Raw genomic sequence first — 17,763 nt, 5'->3', positions numbered from 1 at the left:
CGGTGCGGCCGACCCCCAATCCGCCGGAGAGCGGGTCGGCCGCAGCTTCCTCACATCTGGAAAAACTTGTCTATCAGCGAGGCGCACTCCCCCGTGCTCGGATTTTTGAACCAGTTAATGGCATTACGCTCCGGATCGCCCGAGTAGAGGCGCTCGTACAAGCCCTGCCGGGAACCGAATTCGGTGCCCGTCATGTCCCAGGCCATTTTCAGCAATTTCAGGCGCTCCTTGGAATCGAAGCCTTCCGCTATGAGGTAGCGATCCATCATCGATCCCACCTCCGGCCGGTCATAGTCGGCCTCGGTCGGGGCCAGGACGCCCGATCCCGCAGCCAATCGCAGGACGTCTACCGCCTTGGTATTGATATAGGGAAACAGGAAATTGAGCGCCGCGAAGCCCGAAACGGTCTGAAAAACCGGACTGGACAGGCCGTCACCCGCAGCTATTTTCTCGCCCTTAGCAAATGCCTCGATGCGCTTTTGGGCATCGACGATGCTCGCGGTTCGGATACCTTCGGCGATGTTGACCCAACCGACAAGCTCGCCGATGGCAGCCTGGAATTTGGGCGTCTTGTCGCGCTTGTTCATGCGTGCGACGGCCGTTGCCATCCCGGTCAGGAAACGCGTCTTCATAGTCGAACGCGTACAAGCCTGGATCACCATATAGCCAGCGCCGAACTGCATGATCCCGTTATAGGCTTCCAAATCACCGTTGACGATCAGGCGATCGTTCGGGACGAAAACCTTGTCGAAGACGAGGATGGCGTCCCCCTCGTCGAAGCGGCTGGTCAAGGGACGGTCGAAGGAATTCTGGCCGTTATCATAGGTTTGGCGCGCCAGGATCGAGAGGCCCGGTGCGTTCATGGGCAACTGGAAGGCAAGAACGAAGTCTTCCTCTCCCGCTTTGCGCGGAAAATAGGGGCCAATATAGCATTCGTTTGCGACAGGGGCGAGCGTCGAAAGCAGGCGGCAGCCGCTTACCACCACACCATCGGCCCGACGCTCCACGACCCGAACGGCTTCGCTGGGCGCGTCATCCCTCGATCGGTCTGTCTGGGGATCGATGAGTGCGTGGGTGACCTGAAGGTCATTCTCCCGGCAATTGTCGATGATCTTCTGGGCCTTGTCGGCCGCCTCATCCTTGCCTAGTACGCGCAACGCACAAACTTGGTCCATAAGGTAGGCCGACATGAAATCGGTCAATCGCCCCATCAGGCCGAAGGTGGTCTGGGCACGCACATGGTAGCAGGCCGCCAGCTGCTCGAACTCCTCCTTGGTCCTCGCCTCCAGATAGGTCTTGCTCACCACGTCTCCCGTGGAAGGCGACCTGAAAGTCAGCATCTCCTTGAATGACGGATCATTCTGCTGATCGTAGATGCCTGCGATAGTGCTGATCACACCTTTCAAAGGGCCATATTCGGTCACATCCGTGATTAACTTCCCGTCGATAAACAGCTGTCGATCATCACGCAGCGAAGCCCTGTAGTCATCCCCAGTTTTAATACCCATGATTAAGTCCTCTTTCTATTTGAAAAGCTTGTTTGAAAATCCTCAAGGCCGGCCGCGAGTCATCCGTCGGTAAGTGACTTCCGGTCGTCCGAAAGTCATTAGAACCCACCACGTATGTTTCATGCGATATTGCGCGGATCAGGAAAACTAACCCCGCGTGCTTGTTACGATTTCTCGTAATCCTTCAATTGAATGAAATTTGCCGCAGACTGGATAAAGATACCGGCAGAGTCGTCGTCTACGGCATTCGGATCATCCTGCAGGAGGCGAAAACGCTCTTCCCTCCTGTCGACTTCCTCTTTCGTGTCGGGTACCGACATTTCGGGACAATCGGTCAATATCCGTTGGTTCTGCTCGGCATATGGCCGTGCTTCTTCCTCATAGCGCGCGAAAGCGATTTGGTAGTCCCCGCCCGCCGCCTTGAGTTCCCCGGCCAACACGTAGGCGCCGACAACCGCGAGACTCGTTCCCTGCCCGGTCAGCAATGTAGGCGCGTATCCGGCATCGCCGATCAGGGCGACGCGCCCATTTGACCAGCGCGGCATGTGTATCTGCGTGACCTCGTCGAAGTACAGGTCGGTGCTGATGCGGAGCCCATCGAGCAGAGTCTGCACGCCCCAGCTTGTATCGCCATCAAACGCTTTGGCGAGGATTTCCTTCTGCTCTTCCAGGTCGCCTCTGTCGAAATCCAGCGGTGGCGATGAAAATACCAATAGGCCGCGCGTGAGCTTGCCCGGGCCATAGTCGATGTTGCTGATCATCTTTCCGGGCATCTGACGCATCAGCCATTGACGGTCGAGCTTCAGCGTATTGGGGATCGTGAAAATTCCGGCATAGAGCCCCAGCGGTCGCTTGAACTGATTTGCAGGACCAAATGTAAGCTCGCGAACCTTGGAATGTAGCCCATCCGCACCGATCACCAGATCGAAGCGGCGGGGGGCGCCATGCGCGAACGTCACATCAACGCCGTCGTCGTCCTGGGTGATCGAGGTGATCGAATCTCCAAAGATATATTCCACGCCTTCACAGGCGCTTTCCTGAAGCATGTCGGTCAGGTCGTCCCGCAGCACCTCGACGTCGCCAGCGACACCTTCGCCCGCTCCGAAGTTTCCGTCGGTCTGCCAGATGACCTCACCTTCGGCATTGTACCGTCGGATCTCGCGCATGTTGACCGCCGCCTTGCGACAGGCTTCCAATATGCCCATGCGATCGGCCACCTCGACCGCCGCACCGCGAAGATCTATTGCAAAGCCGCCCTTGCGTGGGCCAGGCGAGCGTTCGACGACAGTTGGCTCGAAGCCGTAACGACGCAGCCAGTAGCCGACACTTTGCCCTGCTGAGCCAGCACCGGAAATAAGAACCGAACGATTTAGAAGCTGGGTTTCCGTCTTACTCGACATTATCATCTCCAGATGCCGTATCCAACTACGGCGATTTTCTCATTGCTGCGTTCAAGGAGTGGACCACGGCTGCGCAGGCGTTCATCGCTGATGCGATTAGTTGCCGGGCGCAGCACTTGACTCAGGTGACAATCCTCAGGCGCTCCTCCGTGATACAGCAACTTCCGTGCCATCTGAGATGGCAACGCATCGAAAAGGACGATGTGATTGTTTATATTAAGTTAAATCGGAAAATCTGCTGCGTTGAAGCATTTGCCTTCCTCAGGAATCGTCGTCGTCACGAACTCTTTGAGTAAGGCACCTGGAGACGGATAAGGACAATTCGGAACACAATTATCACAGCTGATAACAATATCAAACATGATGCAGAGTTTGTCGGCGTGCCACCGAGGCTGAGGCGCCTCGACCGTGATCGGAGTCGCCGAAGCGGGCAAGGAGGTCAGGTTGTGTCCGTTCCGACTCGTCGCCGGCCCCGTTTGGCGGGGCAGTGCTTCGGCGGTGCTAAGGGCTGCGCGCTCGAGGAAATGGGAAAGACGACGTATCTCGCCCGCGAAGGAGAGCGGCTCCTCCAGTGCCGCATATCGTCGCCTGCAGACATCGGTTGCCAGCGTGTGATGTTATAGGTGCGCTCGGCGAGGTTACGCGGCGGACAGGGAATGAATTCTGCTGGTTACAATGCGACGCCCGTCAGCACGTTGACCTTTTATATCCGCATAGCCTCAATTGGGCACTTCTTAGGTTTATGCGTCTGCACAGAGCGATATCCGAACTCGCGGCCTAGAGCGCTGCGATAGGCGGTCTCGGGGGGGTGATCCGTCGGCGACTGGTCAGCCGAGCAACTCGCCACCATATTCAGGTATATGCTCGCAACGACGTCGTTGTGGGCGCTGCCAGCCAGCTCGCCCGCCGATCCCTAATCGCCCTTTTGGGCGCCGAACCGTTCATAGCCCGTCTTATACTTTGCTCTGGCCATTCCCATGACATCTAACGCTCACGCGTTGCCAAAAGTCGTCCGAGTTTCCGAGGGTCTGCGGTCTCCAAGAACCGTGCCTGGTAAGGAGTCACCGATTAACGAAGTTATCCACCAGTGCGTTGAACTCGTCGGGACGTTCCCATTGTGCCCAGTGGCCGCATTTGGAGAAGATGTGCATGTCGGCATTGGGGATGAGCTTGCGCAGGATGAACCCGGCGTCGAGCGGTAGGACGCGATCTTCGGCGCCCCAGACGATGAGGGTCGGGCTTGCGAGCCTTTCGAGCCCCTGTTTCCAGAGATGGTCCTTGGGGTGCGCCATCAAGGTGCGCAGGGGCGGATTGGCGACCGTCTCGGGCAGCGAGGCGATCCTGAGGCGTTCCTCCAGCAACTCCGATGTGATCGATGAGCGGTCGTAAACCAGCAGGTCGGTGACCCGCGCGAGCTTTTCGAGCGTCGGTCCCTCCCCGCCATAGAAGTCGAGCATGCGCTGCAACCCTTCTGTCGGGAACGGCGACAAGGTCGGCAGACCGCCACCCGGCCCCATCAGGATCAGCTTGTCGACCCGCTCGGGGGTGTCGAGCGCCAAGCGCAGGGACGTCATGCCGCCCAGCGAGTTACCCACCAGGCTGGCAGTTTCTATGCCGGCATGGTCCATGACATCGCGCACCGAATTGGCGAGCGCGACGATGAGGCCGTCAGGCTGAGCGCGCGGCGCGGACTGGCCATAACCTGGCAGGTCAAGGACGATGACCCGGTTGCGCCGCGAGAGCGGGCCGATATTCTTTCGATAATTGCTGTAGCCATAGGCGCCCGGACCACCGCCGTGGATCAGGATGATGGCCGGTCCTTCGCCCCAGCTATCCCAGCTATGGTAGTGGACGCGGCCATCGGCGGCATCGGCGAACCGGCTTTCGGGCGCCAGGGTATCGGTCATTATCGTCTCCAGATGTAATGGGGTATGAAGGTGAGGTTCGCCGGGACCGCCCTCAGGCTGCCGGTTCGGCAAGCATTTGGCCGTATCTGTCGCGGATCGCCTTCTTGTCGATCTTGCCAGTGGCTGTGAGCGGGACTGTGTCGATGATGATGCGGTCGGGCATCCACCATTTGACGATGCGAGGTTCCAGCCAACTGCGCATCGCCGCGTCCGACACCGATCCTTCTTCCAGGGGTTCGACGAGCATGATCGGGCGTTCCTCCCATTTGGGATGATGCACCCCGGCCACGGCAGCCACCTTCACGCCTGGACACCCGGCCGCGATATTTTCCAGATCGATCGAGCTGATCCATTCGCCGCCCGATTTGATCACGTCTTTCTTGCGGTCGGTGATCCGCATGAAGCCGAACCGGTCGATGGTGGAGATGTCGCCGGTGTCGAACCAGCCTTCGCTATCGGTTGCCGAAGCTTCGGTGCGATAATAGCGCTCCAGCACCCAGGGTCCGCGCACCATCAAGGCACCCGATGCTTCGCCGTCATGCGGCAGGTTATTGCCGTCCTCATCGACGATCTTCATCGCGATACCGAACATCATCCGGCCTTGCCGGGTCCAGATGGTTTCGTTCTCCTCGTCCTTGCCCAACGCGGCCAGCGCGGGCGTGGGCGTGGAGACGACGCCGAGCGGGCTGGTCTCGGTCATGCCCCAGATCTGCTGCACCACGACGCCGAGCTTGTCGAACGCCACCGCCATGTCGCGCGGCACGGCCGAACCGCCAATGATCACCCGTTGCAGGCTGCCCGGCGTCTCGCCGGTTCGCGCCAGATGATCGAGATACAGCGTCCAGATCGTCGGCACGCCGCCCGAGAAGGTGACGCCTTCGCTCGTTATGAGTTGCTGCAGGCTGGCGCCGTCGAACCTGTCGCAGGGGAAGACGAACTTCACACCGTTGATCGCACCCGCAAAGGGCAGACCCCAGGCGGTCGCGTGATAGAGCGACTGGCACGGCATGACCACGTCGAAGGCGGAGAAGTTGAGCGCGCCGCTCAGGCCCGCCGCCAGCCCGTGCAGCACGACCGAACGATGCGAATAGAGCACCCCCTTGGGATCGCCCGTCGTGCCCGACGTGTAGCACAGGAACGCGCCCGCATTCTCGTCGAACCGCGGCCAGTCAAAGTCTCCGGCCTCATTGGCGATCAGGCGCTCATAACAGCCCCAGCCGTCGATCGCGCGATCGGGGTCGCTCAGCAGGACGTAATGCTCGACCGTCTCCAGCCGGTCCCGGATCCGGTCGACGATCTCGACCATGTTGCGATCGAGCAGCAACACCTTGCTGCCCGCATGGTTGATGGTGAAGACGAGATGGTCGTCGGGCAGGCGCGGATTGGCGGTATGCAGCACCGCCCCCATACCCGGCACCGCGAAGAACAGCTCGAAATGCCGGTGCGTGTTCCACGCCAGCGAACTTACCCGGTCGCCAGGCGCCACGCCTCGCCGGACAAGCGCCTGCGCCGCCTGCGTCGCGCGCTTCCAGGCCCGCGCATAATCATAGCGCCATATCGGCTCATCCACATTCTTCGACACGATCTCCCGGCCGCCATGCGCCGCGGCCGCAAAACGCAGGACGTCGGCAATATTCAGTTGAGCATTCTGCATCAAGCCCGGCAGCACGTCTTTCTCCTCGATCATTTAGACGGGCTGGAACTCGTGACCCCATTCGCTGATGCGATCGTGGATCACCGGCTCCCAGCTCTCCTCGTCATCGATCCTGAGGCCGCCATGGCCTATTTCCATCATGAATTTGGAAGGCGTGTGCGCGTAGAAGGACACGATCCGGTCGTTGGAATGCTGACCCAGTGTCAGTCCGATAGCGATCCCGGCGGCCTGCACGCGTTCATACGCCCTCTCGACATCCTCCATATTATTCATTTCCAACTCGAAATGATGGAGTTTGCTCTCTCCTCCCAGCCCCTCGGCGAAGGCGATCGAATGATGGCGCGGGCTGGTGTGCAGGAACGAGGCATGCATCGTGCTGCCATCGGGCAGCGGCTGGTAGATATAGTCAGAAAGCTGCGCGAACAGCGCCTCGCGCATGAACTTCTCGTCGCCCTTGTGATCGGTTGAGTTGAAGGCGGCATGACCGAGCCCCTGATCACCAGTCAAGAAACCGTGCGGGACCTTGTTCGAAACAAAAGGGAATTCCGCATCTTCCAGGCCCAGCGCGATCTCGTGCCGAGCTCCGACGGGTCCGACAAATTGGAAATACCGCTCCACGCCCCGCAACCGGGCGGACGCGTCGTCGCCATCCCGCATCGCAATACCAAGGCTGTCGAGATGCGAGCGCAGATGATCGAAGTTCTCCTGGCTCCCCGCGTCCCAGCCGACCCAGGCGATGTCGTCCGCAGGTCCGTTCACAAAGTGAAAGCGCCGGGCCTTCTCGTCGATCCGGTAGAACAGCCCATCGCCCGACCGCTCGACGCCAACACCGATCAACCCCGCATAACGCTCCCACGCATCCAGATCCGATACCTCAAAGCCAAAATAGGCAGTCCTGATTATCATCTGCATTTCCTTTCACGAGCATCATCGGCAATATTCGCATCGGCGCCGTCCTGCGGCGTCTGGGCGAAAGCCGGCGCGTAGCCAAGGCCGAACGAAGATAACACGAGCGCAATCGAACACAGCGAAACTTGTTGCGACCTGCCTATAACTTTCCTCATCCGAACATCCCCTCGCTTGTTTATTCGCCCAGCCCTTGATGCACTAGGCAGTGCTTGTATTGCGCCCTCCTATGCAAAGGATGTGCCAAGTTGCGCCGCGAGCCGTAACGGCCGGACACTCAAAATCAACCCATTGAGATTAAACAACAAATTTTGAGAGAAATGGGTGCGATGCTGAACGCGATCATCGATTGTTTCGTGTGTCTCGGTTCTCTCGAGCTGCTTTCACGGAAAGCCATGTTTTTTGGGGCCAGCGTCAATCGACAAACAGGAAATGATCCATCATATTTGACGCGCTCATCAGCTACATTGACACATTCGGCCCTACGATCTACCACGATAACTATGTAACAATGCTCGGTGTCGCGGCGCTCCGCCCGCGAGAAGGCGACAAGCTGGATCGCGGCGACCGCATCGAAAATAACTAAGCAGGTGCCAGGAGAGGGCTATTGGCGACCGTCCAGAATAAGGATACTTTTCAGGATCGCGGCCACATAATGCTGGCCGGCGAAACCGGCGCGAGCCGGATCAACGGCCACCGGATTACCGACCTCCTTCAACGCCTGATGTTCGATCCGGCGCGTGGACGGATTTGGTTCGACGACCGGCGCATGATCCTCCTGCAGGCGAAATTCCTCGGCGTGCTCAGGTCCGAACTGATCGATACGGTGGGGCTTGAACTGACCAAGGGCCTGCTGGCCCGGATCGGCTATCTCTCGGGAGAAGATGACGGGCAAATGGCCCGCAAGCTAAGCGACAGCAATACCGGCGTTATCGAAGCCATTGCGACGGGAATGCAGTTCCATTCGATCGAAGGGATCGTGACCGTCGAACTAGTCAAGCTGGAGATCAGCGAGGAAGATGAACATTTCTACGGCGAGTTCCTGTGGCGCGACTGCGCCGAGGAAGAGATGCACACGACAACCTACGGCAAGTCGCAGGAGCCCACATGCTGGATGCAGGCAGGATATGCGTCGGGCTATTTGAGCGCCTTTACCGGGAAGTCGATCTTGGCGCGCGAGGTCGAATGCCGCTCAATGGGTTTCCCTGTCTGCCGCGTGGTCTGCAAGCGCGCGGACGATTGGGAAGTGCTGGCAGGTGAGGACCATCACTGCGGGACCGGCCACGACAATCTGCGCCATTCCGGGTCCGTCCGCGCTGGAGATTCGCCGCCGTCGGGCGCTTCAGCGGATGAGGGCGAAGGCGAGGTGGGGGGGGCGCCGGAGAGCCCGGTAGGCGACTCCCCCGCGTTCAGAATGGTGATGCGCAGGATTGCGAGAGCGGCTCCGACGCGAGCCACGGTGTTCCTGCAAGGCGAAAGCGGCGTCGGCAAAAGCATGTTCGCCCGCGAGCTTCACCGGATGGGTCATCCCAAGTCGCCGTTCGTTGAGCTCAATTGCGCCGCGATTCCAGACCAACTCCTCGAATCCGAACTGTTCGGGGCCGAGAAGGGCGCCTTTACCGGCGCCACTGAATCGCGCAAGGGGCGCTTCGAGGCTGCAGATGGGGGCACAATCTTCCTCGATGAAGTCGGACTCCTCTCTCCGGGCTCGCAGGGAAAGCTGCTTCGCGTCCTCCAAACCGGCGAACTGGAACGGCTGGGAAGCAACAAGACGGTAAGGGTGGACGTCCGCGTGATCGCGGCGACCAACGAGGATCTCACCGAGGCCGTGAGGACGCGGGGATTTCGCGAAGATCTCTACTACCGATTGAACGTCATCCCAATCATGGTACCGCCCTTGCGCGACCGTAAGGACGACATCCCCATCCTGGTCAGGCGGTTCCTTCAGAAATTTGCGGAGAAGCACGGACGGAGCATCCCGGGGATATCCACGCGGGCGCTTCATGCATTGATCAGCTATCCTTGGCCCGGCAACATTAGGGAACTTGAGAACGTGCTTGAGCGTGGCGTCGTCCTCGCCGATGCGCATTGTCCGATCGATATCGAGCATCTCTTCACGCTCGACAGCGCCTTCAGCGAGTCCAGCCTGCTTGGGTTGAATCAGTTCGGCCGGATTGTGCTGAATGCCGGCGGTGCCATGCCAGAAGGCGACGCTACGGGCGCCCTAGCCGACAACGGCTCGATCGCTTCGATTGCCGAAAATGCAGTGGTCAATCAAGGCCTGGGCCTGTTCGAGATCGAAGACGCCGTGGTCCGTGCGACTCTCAAGGCCACCGACGGCAATGTGTCGCACGCCGCACGCTTGCTCAAGATTTCGCGTGGGCAGCTCGATCATCGGATTAAGCGGCTGGACGGCAAGCAATGATCGCAATGGAGGTTTTGTGACGGAGAGGTCTACCGCTACGATGAGGCGTTCGACCCGGACGCGGCTGATGACGCGCCAGAAACTTATCGACGCGACACGACGCATCATGATGAACCGGAATCCCGAGGCAGCCACTATCGCCGATATCACCGAGGAAGCTGATGTAGGCTTCGGCAGTTTCTATAATCACTTCAGCTCGAAGCAGGACATACTCGACGCCATCTACGACAGCTGCAGCGCGGATTTCGTTGCTGTCGCGCGCGACATGATCTCCGATGAATCGGACGTCACCCGGAATATTTCATATCTCCTGCGGCTCGTGCTGTGTCGATCGCGGGCGGATCACCTGTGGGCGCGATGCATGGCAAAAGAGCTGGTGGCGAGTGACACTTACAGCTCCGACTTTTCCAGGCTCTTCAGGACGCAGTTCTCGGTTGGCAAGCAGTTGGGCCAGATCCATTTCCTCAATGTGGAGCGGGCCTTGAGAATGGTGTTTGCCTGCCTGCATGGCGCGATCCAGGACATTCTCGCTCATAGCCGGGATCAGTCCTTCGAGGACGAGTGCATTGAGTTGTCCCTGCGCATAATCGGCATCTCGGTGATGCAGGCGGAAGTTCTGGCCAGCACGCCGCTGCCTAATCAGTTTGCTTTGGTTGCAAATGAACAATCTTGCCAAAACTCGAGCGGCATGACCGACGATCAAGGGGGTATCCGTCTCTAGCAGCCGCCACCGCGATCAGCCTCCGCGTGCGCGCAGGATTTCGCTAAAAGGTGTCAAGTTAACGGTGTGTCGAACGCCGCGTTGTATTACGGTTTCCCACCTCTTTAGTGGCTCAAGACACCGCCGCGAATGAAGCCGAAATGCCGCTTCGACTTGCGCCGAAGCGGTGCGGCCGACCCCCAATCCGCCGGAGAGCGGGTCGGCCGCAGCTTCCTCACATCTGGAAAAACTTGTCTATCAGCGAGGCGCACTCCCCCGTGCTCGGATTTTTGAACCAGTTAATGGCATTACGCTCCGGATCGCCCGAGTAGAGGCGCTCGTACAAGCCCTGCCGGGAACCGAATTCGGTGCCCGTCATGTCCCAGGCCATTTTCAGCAATTTCAGGCGCTCCTTGGAATCGAAGCCTTCCGCTATGAGGTAGCGATCCATCATCGATCCCACCTCCGGCCGGTCATAGTCGGCCTCGGTCGGGGCCAGGACGCCCGATCCCGCAGCCAATCGCAGGACGTCTACCGCCTTGGTATTGATATAGGGAAACAGGAAATTGAGCGCCGCGAAGCCCGAAACGGTCTGAAAAACCGGACTGGACAGGCCGTCACCCGCAGCTATTTTCTCGCCCTTAGCAAATGCCTCGATGCGCTTTTGGGCATCGACGATGCTCGCGGTTCGGATACCTTCGGCGATGTTGACCCAACCGACAAGCTCGCCGATGGCAGCCTGGAATTTGGGCGTCTTGTCGCGCTTGTTCATGCGTGCGACGGCCGTTGCCATCCCGGTCAGGAAACGCGTCTTCATAGTCGAACGCGTACAAGCCTGGATCACCATATAGCCAGCGCCGAACTGCATGATCCCGTTATAGGCTTCCAAATCACCGTTGACGATCAGGCGATCGTTCGGGACGAAAACCTTGTCGAAGACGAGGATGGCGTCCCCCTCGTCGAAGCGGCTGGTCAAGGGACGGTCGAAGGAATTCTGGCCGTTATCATAGGTTTGGCGCGCCAGGATCGAGAGGCCCGGTGCGTTCATGGGCAACTGGAAGGCAAGAACGAAGTCTTCCTCTCCCGCTTTGCGCGGAAAATAGGGGCCAATATAGCATTCGTTTGCGACAGGGGCGAGCGTCGAAAGCAGGCGGCAGCCGCTTACCACCACACCATCGGCCCGACGCTCCACGACCCGAACGGCTTCGCTGGGCGCGTCATCCCTCGATCGGTCTGTCTGGGGATCGATGAGTGCGTGGGTGACCTGAAGGTCATTCTCCCGGCAATTGTCGATGATCTTCTGGGCCTTGTCGGCCGCCTCATCCTTGCCTAGTACGCGCAACGCACAAACTTGGTCCATAAGGTAGGCCGACATGAAATCGGTCAATCGCCCCATCAGGCCGAAGGTGGTCTGGGCACGCACATGGTAGCAGGCCGCCAGCTGCTCGAACTCCTCCTTGGTCCTCGCCTCCAGATAGGTCTTGCTCACCACGTCTCCCGTGGAAGGCGACCTGAAAGTCAGCATCTCCTTGAATGACGGATCATTCTGCTGATCGTAGATGCCTGCGATAGTGCTGATCACACCTTTCAAAGGGCCATATTCGGTCACATCCGTGATTAACTTCCCGTCGATAAACAGCTGTCGATCATCACGCAGCGAAGCCCTGTAGTCATCCCCAGTTTTAATACCCATGATTAAGTCCTCTTTCTATTTGAAAAGCTTGTTTGAAAATCCTCAAGGCCGGCCGCGAGTCATCCGTCGGTAAGTGACTTCCGGTCGTCCGAAAGTCATTAGAACCCACCACGTATGTTTCATGCGATATTGCGCGGATCAGGAAAACTAACCCCGCGTGCTTGTTACGATTTCTCGTAATCCTTCAATTGAATGAAATTTGCCGCAGACTGGATAAAGATACCGGCAGAGTCGTCGTCTACGGCATTCGGATCATCCTGCAGGAGGCGAAAACGCTCTTCCCTCCTGTCGACTTCCTCTTTCGTGTCGGGTACCGACATTTCGGGACAATCGGTCAATATCCGTTGGTTCTGCTCGGCATATGGCCGTGCTTCTTCCTCATAGCGCGCGAAAGCGATTTGGTAGTCCCCGCCCGCCGCCTTGAGTTCCCCGGCCAACACGTAGGCGCCGACAACCGCGAGACTCGTTCCCTGCCCGGTCAGCAATGTAGGCGCGTATCCGGCATCGCCGATCAGGGCGACGCGCCCATTTGACCAGCGCGGCATGTGTATCTGCGTGACCTCGTCGAAGTACAGGTCGGTGCTGATGCGGAGCCCATCGAGCAGAGTCTGCACGCCCCAGCTTGTATCGCCATCAAACGCTTTGGCGAGGATTTCCTTCTGCTCTTCCAGGTCGCCTCTGTCGAAATCCAGCGGTGGCGATGAAAATACCAATAGGCCGCGCGTGAGCTTGCCCGGGCCATAGTCGATGTTGCTGATCATCTTTCCGGGCATCTGACGCATCAGCCATTGACGGTCGAGCTTCAGCGTATTGGGGATCGTGAAAATTCCGGCATAGAGCCCCAGCGGTCGCTTGAACTGATTTGCAGGACCAAATGTAAGCTCGCGAACCTTGGAATGTAGCCCATCCGCACCGATCACCAGATCGAAGCGGCGGGGGGCGCCATGCGCGAACGTCACATCAACGCCGTCGTCGTCCTGGGTGATCGAGGTGATCGAATCTCCAAAGATATATTCCACGCCTTCACAGGCGCTTTCCTGAAGCATGTCGGTCAGGTCGTCCCGCAGCACCTCGACGTCGCCAGCGACACCTTCGCCCGCTCCGAAGTTTCCGTCGGTCTGCCAGATGACCTCACCTTCGGCATTGTACCGTCGGATCTCGCGCATGTTGACCGCCGCCTTGCGACAGGCTTCCAATATGCCCATGCGATCGGCCACCTCGACCGCCGCACCGCGAAGATCTATTGCAAAGCCGCCCTTGCGTGGGCCAGGCGAGCGTTCGACGACAGTTGGCTCGAAGCCGTTGTCCGTCGTCAGAACATTTGGCGCATCTCGCGGCGTAAATTAGCGGAGTGCGGGCCTCGTCTGGGGGTTGATGTTAGGCGGCAAGCTTGCGGTGCTGCAAGCGCCGATGTTCGATGGTCTGTCGCTTGATCCTTTCTCGTCGTTCGATGATGGCCGGCGCCCTGCCGAAGTAGGCGTCGGCGGGCGTCACGTTGTTCAGGCTCTCGTGGTAACGGTGATGGTTGTAGTGCTCGACGAAGGCCTCGATCTGGGCCTCGAGGTCACCGGGCAGGAAGTAGTTTTCCAGCAGGATGCGGTTCTTCAGGGTCTGGTGCCAGCGCTCGATCTTGCCCTGTGTTTGCGGATGCATCGGGGCGCCGCGCACGTGGCTCATGTTCCGGGCCTCGATGTATTCCGCCAGCTCGCCCGCGATGTAGCTGGGGCCGTTATCCGACAGTAGCCTGGGCTTGTGCAGCACCTTGGCGCTGTCGCAGCCGGAAGCCGCGAGCGCGAGGTCCAGCGTGTCGGTCACATCCTCTGCGCGCATGTTGGTGCACAGCTTCCAGGCGATGATGTAACGCGAGAAGTCGTCGAGCACCGTCGACAGGTACATCCAGCCCCACCCGATGATCTTGAAGTAGGTGAAGTCTGTTTGCCACATCTCGTTCACCCGGGTGGTCTTGGTGTGGAACTGATCGGCGGCCCTGATCACGACATAGGCCGGGCTGGTGATCAGGTCATGGGCCTTCAACAGGCGGTAAACCGTGGCTTCGGACACGAAGTAGTGCTTCTCGTCGGTGAAGCGCACCGCCAGCTCACGCGGTGACAGCTCGCTGTAATCCAGCGCCATCTCGACGATCTGGTCCTGCACTTCGGGCGCGATCCGGTTCCACACCCGGCTCGGGGCCGAGGGTCGATCCTCCAGGGCCTCCGGGCCGCCTGCAAGGTAGCGATCGTACCAGCGGTAGAACGTCCGGCGGGCGATGCCGAGCTTGTCCAGTGTGCGCTTGGCGGGCAGATGCGACTGCTCGACGATCCGGATGATCTCGAGCTTTTCCGATGCGGGATACCTCATTCGTCGTCGCCCCCATCCGCGATCATGCTTTTTTTGAGCAGACGGTTTTCCAGCGTCAGGTCGGCCACGCATTCCTTCAAAGCGCGCGCCTCGCGGCGAAGGTCCTGCACTTCACCGGTGGTCGCTGCCCGGGCGGTGTCGCCGGCCAGGCGGCGCTTGCCCGCTTCCATGAACTCCTTCGACCAAGTGTAGTACAGGCTCTGCGCGATGCCTTCCTTGCGGCACAGCTCGGCAATACTGTCCTCGCCGCGCAGCCCATCAAGCACGATCCGGATCTTGTCTTCGGCCGAGAAGTGCCGCCGGGTCTGCCGCCGGATGTCCTTCACCACCCGCTCAGCAGGGGCCTTCACCGGCGATTTTTTCAAGGAGGGTTGGGGCTTCATCTTCGTTCCTTCGTCACTACGACGAAGCCCCAACCCTCCTTAAATCACAACCTCAAATCTGTGCCATTGGTGCTGACGCGGAACACTTCGATAACAACATTCCTGGTAGTGATTGTCTCCTGTAGACTCATGGTCCCTGCGTGATCCTCTCACCCTCCTGTTGTAATTCACTCAATCTCATTTCGTGAAATAGCTCAGTATTCCTTCCAGATGTTCGGCCGAAAAGGCTTGCGCCTTCTCGATATTTCTCGCGATGACCGCTTCGAAGATATTCTTGTGCTCCTCATCAACCGTTCTGAGGACAGGGGCCGCACGCTTGAACGTCACCCGCCTGTATCGGGCGGTGTGTTCGTAAAGATCCCGATATAGCTGGAGAAGACGAGGCGATTCACACGCCGAAACAACGGCCATGTGGAATTGGTCGTTCTTTTCGTCCCAGATCGAGTCCAGACGAGAAATTTCTTCCTCGCCGTCCCGCGCGATCGCCGCCGCGAGACGCTTTTCGACATGCTGAAGCTCGTGATAGGCGCCGACAACCGCGCTTTCCCATGCGTCGCCGCCGAAGCTGATCGAGCGGGCAATGGCCGCGCCTTCGAGCAACTTGCGAATGAAGATCAGATCCTGAAGATCGTCCTGCGAGACCGGCGCTACTCGAAACCCCTTCCGGCCTTCCTGCGTTACGAGCGCATTTCCCGCAAGCTGGGTGAGCGCCTCGCGAACAGTGCTCAGACTTGTGCCATATTTGTTCTTGAGCGCTATGGTGGACAGTTTCGAGCCAGGCGCAAGCATCCCGGACTGAATGTCGGCTCGGATCTGTTCATATGTCCGCTCGGAAAGCGTCTTGGCGTCCACCTCGGCCACGATACGGCCCGGCAACCGGATGCCATTTCTATCAGCCCGGCCTGAAGTAATACCGAACGCAACATCATCGGCCATGAAACCGAAACTCCCTCTCCACTTGCATGCGCAGCGCGCGATTTTCGCATCACTGTCTTGATCCATGCTGGCGTGCGATCTTGCTGATCCGACCCGGCATGTCGATTTATCGATAACATCCATCTGAATCGATAGATTGTCAATCCATGGGCGCCCGCCAGCATCTGGATGGCGCCCTTAGCAAGAGGCAATGTCACCCGATGATAGTCCGCTCAAAGCCGCTTTCAGCTTTCCCCATCGAATGCGGGACTCAGACCGTCTCAACCCATAAACGCCGCGCAATTTGCTCTGATGTTTGCGTGAGCTTTCGAAGCAGGGCGTCGTGGGATTTCTCAAACTTCCGCTGATCGATGCTTGAGACGGATAGAGCCAGCGTAGCGGAGCGATCGGGTTGCAAGATGGGGACAGCCAGGCAGCAAAGATCGGGAGCGATCTCGCGATCGTCGATTGCATAGCCCGAGGCTCTGACGGTTTGCAGATGTTCGCGAAGCGCGTCCGGATCAACGATAGTATTTTGCGTCAAGCGCACGAAAGGTCCGCCGGACAAATAGCGTTGCCGGTCCGCCTCGGACAGATAGGCAAGCAGCACCTTGCCAATGCCGGAACAATAGGATTCGAGCTGCATGTCTTCGCGGGTGAGCAAGCCGTCGTCGACACGCCCTTCCTTGACCAGGTAGGTCGTCATGTCTCCTTCCAGGACGCCCAGATGGACGGTATGCCCCACCGATTTGGCAAGTTTCCGTATCAGTGGTCGTGCAATTTCCGCATGAATGTGATGAGGATCGACCGATGCCAGCATATGTAAAATCCGGGGCCCGGCGACATAATGGCCTCGTCGACACGCGCGCAATTGGCCAAATTCCTCAAGAGACTTGACTATACGGTAGACAGTCGCGCGCTTGAGGTTGAGCTGTCGCCCGATTTCATGCGCCGGTCTGCGCCCTTGATCGAGAATGATGCACTCGAGGAGGTCCAGCGAGCGATCGAGCGAGTTTAGCCTGGGTGTACCTTGTCTCATTTCGTGAGTTATACGGAGTAAAGCGTGATTGAGCCAGCGCAGACTCCTTATTACGTCGACTAGCGATATCTTGTTTAGGAGTGACGATGGTGAACACATCCATCTGGAACGATCTGGCCGCGCGGCTTCGCGAGGCATATGCCGGTCAGGCAATTCCCCCGATGCGCGATGACCTCGATCCCCGTGATGTAGAAGCAGCCTATGCCATCCAGGCTATCAACACGCGCTTTTGGGAAGCGGCGGGACGCCGGATTATCGGGCGCAAGGTCGGGCTGACAGCGAAGGCGGTGCAGCAGCAACTCGGCGTCGATCAGCCGGATTTCGGTGTCCTGTTCGAGGATATGGAATTGCCTGATGGCGATGCACTGCCATCAGGCAGGCTACTCCAACCGAAAGCGGAAGCCGAGGTCGCGTTTGTCATTGGCGACGATTTTCCAGCCCACACCGTTACCCGCGAGGAGCTTGCGGCGGCGGTCGAGAGCGTGGTTGCAGCCATCGAGATCGTCGACAGCCGGATCGCGGACTGGAAAATCACCTTCGCCGACACCGTCGCCGATAACGGTTCTTCCGCGATGTTCGTTCTTGGCAAGGACCGCAAGCCGCTTGCCGGGCTGGACCTTTGGACATGCGGCATGGCGCTGGAAGTCAACGGCGCCGTGGCCTCGCTCGGTGCCGGTGTGGCCTGCCTCGGTCATCCGCTGAACGCGGCGACCTGGCTGGCCAACACGCTGGCCGAACGCGGCGAGCCGCTGCGCAAGGGCGATGTCGTGCTGACGGGCGCGCTCGGTCCCATGGTGGCGCTGCAGCCGGGCGACAGCGTGAAGGCCACAATTGGCGGGCTCGGCTCCGTCGGTTTCACTTACGAAAGCTAGGAT

Annotated in this window: 13 protein-coding genes and 1 pseudogene; 4 read left to right on the top strand and 10 right to left on the bottom strand. The window is 59.1% G+C overall.

Features of this window, described 5'->3' with window-relative positions; genetic code table 11:
• Positions 1-50: 50 nt before the first annotated feature.
• Positions 51-1,508, bottom strand: coding sequence for a 4-hydroxyphenylacetate 3-hydroxylase N-terminal domain-containing protein (locus HUK72_RS13795; RefSeq protein ID WP_176597257.1), 1,458 nt, complete (start codon positions 1,506-1,508; stop codon positions 51-53).
• Positions 1,509-1,672: 164 nt separating this feature from the next.
• Entirely contained in the window at positions 1,673-2,908 is a 1,236-nt protein-coding gene (locus HUK72_RS13790) for an FAD-dependent monooxygenase (protein WP_176597259.1), read from the bottom strand.
• A 360-nt stretch (positions 2,909-3,268) separates the two neighbouring features.
• Between HUK72_RS13790 and HUK72_RS27270 the strand changes: the two are divergent.
• Positions 3,269-3,417, top strand: a pseudogene (locus tag HUK72_RS27270) (alcohol dehydrogenase); the annotation flags it as partial.
• A 552-nt stretch (positions 3,418-3,969) separates the two neighbouring features.
• On the opposite strand, the gene HUK72_RS13785 reads toward HUK72_RS27270, so the two are convergent.
• From HUK72_RS13785 to HUK72_RS13775, 3 genes are read right to left on the bottom strand one after another with little or no spacing between them, the layout of a single operon-like run.
• Positions 3,970-4,815, bottom strand: a complete 846-nt coding sequence (locus HUK72_RS13785) for an alpha/beta fold hydrolase (RefSeq protein WP_176592420.1) — start codon at positions 4,813-4,815, stop codon at positions 3,970-3,972.
• A 52-nt stretch (positions 4,816-4,867) separates the two neighbouring features.
• The gene (locus tag HUK72_RS13780) at positions 4,868-6,502 is read right to left on the bottom strand and encodes a long-chain fatty acid--CoA ligase (RefSeq protein WP_218035974.1); all 1,635 of its coding nucleotides are present in this window, start codon (positions 6,500-6,502) and stop codon (positions 4,868-4,870) included.
• Positions 6,503-7,375 carry a VOC family protein gene (locus tag HUK72_RS13775; protein ID WP_176597258.1) on the bottom strand — a complete coding sequence of 291 codons (873 nt, stop codon included), beginning with the start codon at positions 7,373-7,375 and terminating at the stop codon, positions 6,503-6,505. It abuts the gene before it with no gap.
• Between the two features lie 607 nt (positions 7,376-7,982).
• On the opposite strand from HUK72_RS13775, the gene HUK72_RS13770 reads away from it, so the two are divergent.
• Both HUK72_RS13770 and HUK72_RS13765 read left to right on the top strand, forming a co-directional pair.
• Positions 7,983-9,800: a sigma-54-dependent Fis family transcriptional regulator gene (locus tag HUK72_RS13770; RefSeq protein WP_176592424.1), complete on the top strand. Its 1,818-nt coding sequence runs from the start codon at positions 7,983-7,985 to the stop codon at positions 9,798-9,800.
• Between the two features lie 67 nt (positions 9,801-9,867).
• The gene (locus HUK72_RS13765; RefSeq protein WP_176592423.1) at positions 9,868-10,521 is read left to right on the top strand and encodes a TetR/AcrR family transcriptional regulator; all 654 of its coding nucleotides are present in this window, start codon (positions 9,868-9,870) and stop codon (positions 10,519-10,521) included.
• A 214-nt stretch (positions 10,522-10,735) separates the two neighbouring features.
• On the opposite strand, the gene HUK72_RS13760 is transcribed toward HUK72_RS13765, so the two are convergent.
• The 5 genes from HUK72_RS13760 to HUK72_RS13740 all read right to left on the bottom strand — a co-directional run bounded on the left by HUK72_RS13760 (position 10,736) and on the right by HUK72_RS13740 (position 16,888).
• Positions 10,736-12,193, bottom strand: coding sequence for a 4-hydroxyphenylacetate 3-hydroxylase N-terminal domain-containing protein (locus tag HUK72_RS13760; RefSeq protein WP_176597257.1), 1,458 nt, complete (start codon positions 12,191-12,193; stop codon positions 10,736-10,738).
• Positions 12,194-12,357: 164 nt separating this feature from the next.
• Entirely contained in the window at positions 12,358-13,509 is a 1,152-nt protein-coding gene (locus HUK72_RS13755) for an FAD-dependent monooxygenase (protein ID WP_176597856.1), read from the bottom strand.
• A gap of 61 nt (positions 13,510-13,570) precedes the next feature.
• A protein-coding gene (locus HUK72_RS13750) for an IS3 family transposase (RefSeq protein WP_369805960.1) occupies positions 13,571-14,934 on the bottom strand; the annotation gives its coding sequence in 2 pieces (ribosomal slippage) (positions 13,571-14,584 and positions 14,587-14,934; 1,362 coding nt in all).
• Between the two features lie 177 nt (positions 14,935-15,111).
• Positions 15,112-15,870 carry a GntR family transcriptional regulator gene (locus HUK72_RS13745; protein ID WP_176597256.1) on the bottom strand — a complete coding sequence of 253 codons (759 nt, stop codon included), beginning with the start codon at positions 15,868-15,870 and terminating at the stop codon, positions 15,112-15,114.
• A 250-nt stretch (positions 15,871-16,120) separates the two neighbouring features.
• Positions 16,121-16,888, bottom strand: a complete 768-nt coding sequence (locus tag HUK72_RS13740; protein ID WP_176592411.1) for an IclR family transcriptional regulator — start codon at positions 16,886-16,888, stop codon at positions 16,121-16,123.
• A gap of 86 nt (positions 16,889-16,974) precedes the next feature.
• On the opposite strand from HUK72_RS13740, the gene HUK72_RS13735 reads away from it, so the two are divergent.
• Positions 16,975-17,760 (top strand): 2-keto-4-pentenoate hydratase, encoded by a 786-nt coding sequence (locus HUK72_RS13735; RefSeq protein WP_176592410.1) that lies wholly within the window; start codon positions 16,975-16,977, stop codon positions 17,758-17,760.
• The last annotated feature ends 3 nt before the right edge of the window (positions 17,761-17,763 follow it).

Source organism: Sphingobium sp. 15-1 (genome assembly GCF_013375535.1).
GTDB classification, from domain to species: domain Bacteria; phylum Pseudomonadota; class Alphaproteobacteria; order Sphingomonadales; family Sphingomonadaceae; genus Sphingobium; species Sphingobium aromaticivastans.
This window is presented reverse-complemented; position numbering and strand designations above follow the sequence as displayed.

What these genes read in the sequence shown, in the direction of transcription:
- HUK72_RS13740 (WP_176592411.1), bottom strand. Translation starts at nt 16,888, where the DNA reads ATGAGACAAGGTACACCCAGGCTAAACTCGCTCGATCGCTCGCTGGAC.
- HUK72_RS13790 (WP_176597259.1), bottom strand. Translation starts at nt 2,908, where the DNA reads ATGTCGAGTAAGACGGAAACCCAGCTTCTAAATCGTTCGGTTCTTATT.
- HUK72_RS13780 (WP_218035974.1), bottom strand. Translation starts at nt 6,502, where the DNA reads ATGATCGAGGAGAAAGACGTGCTGCCGGGCTTGATGCAGAATGCTCAA.
- HUK72_RS13760 (WP_176597257.1), bottom strand. Translation starts at nt 12,193, where the DNA reads ATGGGTATTAAAACTGGGGATGACTACAGGGCTTCGCTGCGTGATGAT.
- HUK72_RS13765 (WP_176592423.1), top strand. Translation starts at nt 9,868, where the DNA reads ATGACGCGCCAGAAACTTATCGACGCGACACGACGCATCATGATGAAC.
- HUK72_RS13735 (WP_176592410.1), top strand. Translation starts at nt 16,975, where the DNA reads ATGGTGAACACATCCATCTGGAACGATCTGGCCGCGCGGCTTCGCGAG.
- HUK72_RS13775 (WP_176597258.1), bottom strand. Translation starts at nt 7,375, where the DNA reads ATGATAATCAGGACTGCCTATTTTGGCTTTGAGGTATCGGATCTGGAT.
- HUK72_RS13785 (WP_176592420.1), bottom strand. Translation starts at nt 4,815, where the DNA reads ATGACCGATACCCTGGCGCCCGAAAGCCGGTTCGCCGATGCCGCCGAT.
- HUK72_RS13745 (WP_176597256.1), bottom strand. Translation starts at nt 15,870, where the DNA reads ATGGCCGATGATGTTGCGTTCGGTATTACTTCAGGCCGGGCTGATAGA.
- HUK72_RS13795 (WP_176597257.1), bottom strand. Translation starts at nt 1,508, where the DNA reads ATGGGTATTAAAACTGGGGATGACTACAGGGCTTCGCTGCGTGATGAT.